At 43.2% G+C, this 5,306-nt stretch carries 4 protein-coding genes; 2 read left to right on the top strand and 2 right to left on the bottom strand.

Annotated features, from left to right (window positions below):
• On the top strand, positions 1–1,046 hold a 1,046-nt coding region (locus tag VNZ46_RS20400), incomplete at its 5' end, for a GldM family protein (RefSeq protein ID WP_325562063.1).
• 30 nt (positions 1,047–1,076) lie between these two features.
• The gene (gldN, locus tag VNZ46_RS20395) at positions 1,077–2,033 is read left to right on the top strand and encodes a gliding motility protein GldN (RefSeq protein WP_325562061.1); all 957 of its coding nucleotides are present in this window, start codon (positions 1,077–1,079) and stop codon (positions 2,031–2,033) included.
• A 45-nt stretch (positions 2,034–2,078) separates the two neighbouring features.
• Here the strand turns inward: gldN and uvrC are convergent, their stop codons facing one another.
• On the bottom strand, positions 2,079–3,875 hold the full coding sequence (uvrC, locus tag VNZ46_RS20390) for an excinuclease ABC subunit UvrC (RefSeq protein WP_325562059.1): 1,797 nt from the start codon (positions 3,873–3,875) through the stop codon (positions 2,079–2,081).
• 31 nt (positions 3,876–3,906) lie between these two features.
• On the bottom strand, positions 3,907–5,306 hold a 1,400-nt coding region (locus VNZ46_RS20385; RefSeq protein WP_325562057.1), incomplete at its 5' end, for a penicillin-binding transpeptidase domain-containing protein.

Below are 5,306 nucleotides of genomic sequence, written 5' to 3'. Positions count from 1 at the left end.
AAGCAAAAGATGCGACAAAGAATGTGAATGGCAAAAAGCAATGGTCGGACATCAATTTCGGCGAAGGTACTCCGTTGACTGCGGCAAATACGATTTTAACAAAGATCCAGGCCGATACTAAAAATGCGGAAGCGGAGATTGTGAAAAAGCTATTTGGTAATATGGATAAGGCACAGGTAAATCTTGACCGGTTTGATGCAGTCGCAGTAGCGCCTACTTCTTATGTGATCCAGGGGCAGCCTTATACTGCTCAGGTATTCCTTACTGCAAGTGACAGCAGGTCTACACCAGAGATAACAGTAGGTGGAAGTCCATTGGCCGTTAAGGATGGAAAGGCAACTTATACTGGTGGAACTTCTGGTGTCGGTGTATTTAAATGGGTGGGCGTTGTGCGTGTAAAACAAACGGACGGACAGATTAAAGAATACAAAACTCCAGAGCAGACTTATCAGGTCGCAAAACCTTCTGCAACGGTGTCTCCGGATAAAATGAATGTGATCTATGCTGGAATTCCTAACCCCTTTTCTGTTTCAGCTGCAGGTTTTCCTTTGGAGAGCATTAAAGCTAGCATTAGCGGAGGAAGCATAAGTGGTGGCGGCGGAAAGTTTACTGTGAATGTTGGGGGTGCGCAGGTTGGGAAAGAACTGAGCATTAACGTAAGCGCAAGTAATGCGGGTAAAACGGTAAACCTGGGTTCCCAGAAGTTCCGTGTAAAAGCTTTGCCTACACCGAGAGCAATGGTTAAAGGAAAATCAGGCGGTAATGTGCCTCTATCCTGGTTAACAGGTTCGAATGAACTGGAAACCCAACTGGAAGATTTTGTATTTGATGTAAAATACAGGGTACTCCGTTATTCTGCTACCTTTATTAACCCACGTTCTGATGCGGTCACAATGCAAGGCAGCGGAGCTGGATTTGGAGGAGCGGTTAAAGGTGCACTCAATTCCATTAAACCTGGCGCAACAGTGATCTTTAAAGATATTGTTTGTGAAGGACCGGATGGCAGGCAAAAAGTGTTGGATCCGATAACATTTACCGCAAAATAGCCTGTGAGCATAAAAGAAAATCATACCCAAATGAAAAAGGTTATATATACAGTTGTTCTATTGTTGTTGTGCAGTGCTTCTTTTGCACAGAGCAGCAAGCGTAAAACAACCGCTAAAAAAGCGAAGACGACGGTTTCAAAGCCGGCTCCGGCAGTTACTCCTGCTGTTTCGGCTGCGGATACAACGGCAAAGGCACAGAAGAAAATGAAGCTGAAGACGCCGCCGAGGGATGGCTTCTCTGTAAGAAATGACATTGACAGTAATGTGATGGTGCCCTATGCAGATGTTCGTGAAGAGGATGTCTACTATGCAAAACGCATTTGGAGAGAGATTGATTTGAGGGATACGGTGAATTCTGTATTGAATTCGGAGAAATCTAAACTGATCGACATTTTGCTGGAAGCTATTGGAAACGAAGAACTGACGGTATATTCTCCAAAAGATACAGCCTCGGGTAAGGTATTGGATGATAACGATTCCTTTAAGATTGCCATGTCACCCCAGGATGCACTCCGTAGTGCCAGAGGGACCAGCGAAGGTGTTGCAGATTCTGTATCGGGTAAACTTACCGGTCCTGTACTGAACCGCCTGAATGCCGATGAGTTTGTTAAATTCAGGATCAAAGAAGATTGGATCCTGGACATTAAACGTTCGGTCTTTGAGCCAAGGATCATTGGTCTTGCACCAATGAAAATGGAGGAGGGAAACTGGAGACCTGTATTCTGGGTGTACTATGACGATGCCAGGGAATTGCTGAGTAAGCAAAGATTGGTTAACCCGGGTAATGATGCATCTGTTCTGACTTTTGATGATTTCTTTGTAAGAAGGCTGTTTGCAAGTTATGTAATTAAGGAAACCAATCCTTCAAATAAGAATATAACAGATATATTAGGACTTACAGATCCTAAAGATCCGCGAAAGCTGTACGAATCGGAAAGAATTAAGAAATCTATTTCAGACTTCGAACAAAGTCTTTGGGAATACTAAAACAGTATAAAGGTTTATGGCCCCGGTTTTCTGACCGGGGCTTTTTTATTTATTGAAATAGGTTAAAAGGGTTTTGACCTGACTTTTATTAAGTACTTTGGACAATTCCTGTTCTTCAGCTTCCTTAATCCTTTTAACGGATTTGAAGTGACGGAGCAGTTTGTCTGCAGTTGTTTTACCAATGCCTTCTATACTTTCCAGTTCTGTTTTCAAAGTTCCCTGATCTCTTTTCTTTCTGTGAAAGGTAATCCCAAAGCGGTGAGCTTCGTCACGAAGTTGCTGGATCACTTTTAGCGTTTCTGATTTCTTATCGAGGTAAAGAGGAAAGCTGTCTCCGGGGTAGTACAATTCTTCCAGTCTTTTGGCAATTCCGATTACAGTAACCTGTTTCTCTATGCCAAGTTTTTTTAAACTGCTCATGGCAGAGGATAGCTGACCCTTACCGCCGTCGATGATGATGAGTTGAGGCAAAGGCTGCTCTTCTTCCAACATACGCTTATATCGTCTGTAAACGGCTTCTTCCATGGTGGCAAAATCATTTGGACCTTCAACAGTTTTGACGTTGAAGTGGCGGTAGTCCTTTTTAGAAGGTTTGGCATCTCTAAAGACGACAATAGCCGATACAGGGTATTTGCCCTGGAAGTTGGAATTGTCAAAACATTCAATATGGTGCGGAAGCCTGGTTAGCCTCAGGTCTTTTTGCATTTGTGTCAGGATGCGCTCAGAGCGGAGGTCGGGATTGAGTTTCTCATATTGATTGAGTTTCTCTTTTTTGAAAAACAGTACATTTTTTTGTGAAAGCTCCAGCAAACTCTTCTTCTCTCCGAGTTTCGGAACAGTGAATTTGAGCCCTGCATCGCTGAGTTTGATCTCAAAAGGGACAATGATTTCTTTGGAGGTACTGTTGAATTTTGTCCTGAATTCGGTAATGGCAAGGGTCAGCAGTTCTTCGTCTGTTTCATCCAAACGCTTTTTGATCTCAATGGTTTGGGTTTGAATAATGCTTCCATTCATAATCTTGAGGTAGTTTACAAATGCATAACGTTCATCTGATGCGATGCTCACGACATCAATATTGGTAATAGAGCTGCTCACTACGGTAGATTTACTTTGGTATTTCTCCAGTACGAGTAGTTTTTTCTGGTATTGGTGTGCGTATTCGAAATTGAGTTCGTCAACAGCATTCTTAATGATCTGTTTAACGTCTTTGATCACATTGCCAATCTTTCCATTAAGGATATCTTTAATTTCTTCAATATTCTGATTGTAGTCTTCTTCCAGCTGGTAAGCCTGACATGGCCCTTTACAATTTCCGATCTGGTATTCCAGGCAAACTTTAAATTTTCCGCCTTCTATATTTGGACGGGTTAAAGGAAGGTTACAGGTCCGGAGCGGATAAGTTTCCTTGATCAGGTCCAGAATGGTGTGCATCATGCCTACAGAAGCATAAGGTCCAAAATAAGTAGAGCCGTCCTTTACCATTTTCCGGGTCCAGAAAACCCTGGGAAAAGGTTCTTTCTTAATGATGATCCAGGGATAGGTTTTATCATCCTTCAACATGATATTGTACCGTGGCTGATGCTTTTTGATCAGACTGTTTTCGAGCAGCCAGGCATCAATCTCCGTATCGACAATAGTAAAGGTGATTTTCCTGATCCGGGAAACCAGAACTCTTGTTTTTCCGTTGAGCTGGTTATCCTGTATAAAATAGGACCCTACCCGGTTTCGCAGATCTTTGGCCTTACCGATATAGATCAGGGTGCCTTCTGCATCCCAGTACTGGTAAACACCAGGTTTATGGGGGATATCGGCCAGGGCCTTTTTATGGTCAAAAGCACTCATCTGTAATCAGTTTTTGAAAAAAAATATACGGTTAGAAACCTAATTTCTCATCCAGTTCGGTTTTGTTTTGATCTGGCTGCTGGTACTGGTTGCAGTCATATACTATGGAAACGCCATTTTTAGGTACCTCAAAATCGTCTTTTCTGATCTTGAGTTTTGGATTGGCATACACTCTTTTCAGGAAGCCGGCAAAAATAGGCAAGGCCGTATTTCCTCCTTCCCCTTCCCGGGTACTGATGAAATGGAAAGCACGATCTTCGCAACCTGTCCATACACCACCAACAAGTTGAGGCGTAATGCCCATAAACCATCCGTCGGAGTTGTTCTGGGTGGTCCCTGTTTTACCGCCAACAGGTGTCTTAATACCGTATTTGTAGCTTAAGCGCGATGCTGTACCATTGAGTACTACACCACGGAGCATACGGGTCATTACATAAGCTACTTCTTCATTCAGTGCCGGATGTACACTTGGGTGTTTTTCATATAAAACTATTCCGTTTTTATCTTCAATACGTAATATATAAGTGGGCTCTGTCCAAAGGCCTTTATTGGCAAAAACACTATAGGCACCTACCATATCGTATACTGAGGCATCGAAGGAGCCCAAAGAAATGGAGGGGTAGGCCGGAACATCTGAAGTAATTCCCATTTTTTTCGCCAGTGCAGCTACAGCAGTTGGTCCTACCTGCTTCATAAGGTAAGCCGCAATATAGTTTTGAGAGTAGGCAAGGGCTTTTTGCAGGGTAATGGCTCCTGGCAGGGTTCCTGAAGACCTGGGAACCCAGGGTTTTCCGCCTGGTACATCAATGCTTACCGGTTCATTCATCACGGTGTAGCAAGGGGAGTAGCCATTGTCAATGGCAACCGCATAGGTAAATGGTTTAGCCGTAGAACCTACCTGACGTGTACCCATTTTAACCTGATCATATTTGAAGTGCTGGTAATTGATCCCTCCAACCCAGGCTTTGACATAGCCGTTTTGAGGATCCATCACCATCATTGCATTGCGCAAAAGCATTTTGTAATATTTTACGGAGTCGACAGGCTTCATCAGGGTATCGATGTCCCCTTTCCAGGTAAAAATATTCAGGCGGGTAGGGGTATTGAAGTCTTTTTTGATCTCTTCCTCACTTTTACCTTCCAGTTGCAGCGCTTTATAACGATCGGACCTTTTAATACCCTGCTCAATTTGTAGCTCTTTGTCCTTGAAAGGGTTTTTCCCTTTCCAGCTGGCTGTAAACTGGGCTTGCAGGATTTTCATATACTCTTTCTGAGCTTCTTCAGCATAGACCTGCATGTCATAATTAAGTGTGGTGATCACACGGAGGCCATCTCTGTCCAGGTCGTAAGGTGTACCATCTGCTTTAAGAATGGAACGGTCCTGGAAAATTTTCTTGATATCGTTTTTTAATACGGCTCTGAAATAAGGAG

Source organism: Pedobacter sp. (genome assembly GCF_035566355.1).
Lineage (GTDB): Bacteria > Bacteroidota > Bacteroidia > Sphingobacteriales > Sphingobacteriaceae > Pedobacter.
The sequence above is the reverse complement of the archived record's forward strand: the minus strand, read 5'-3'. Positions and strand labels throughout refer to the sequence as shown.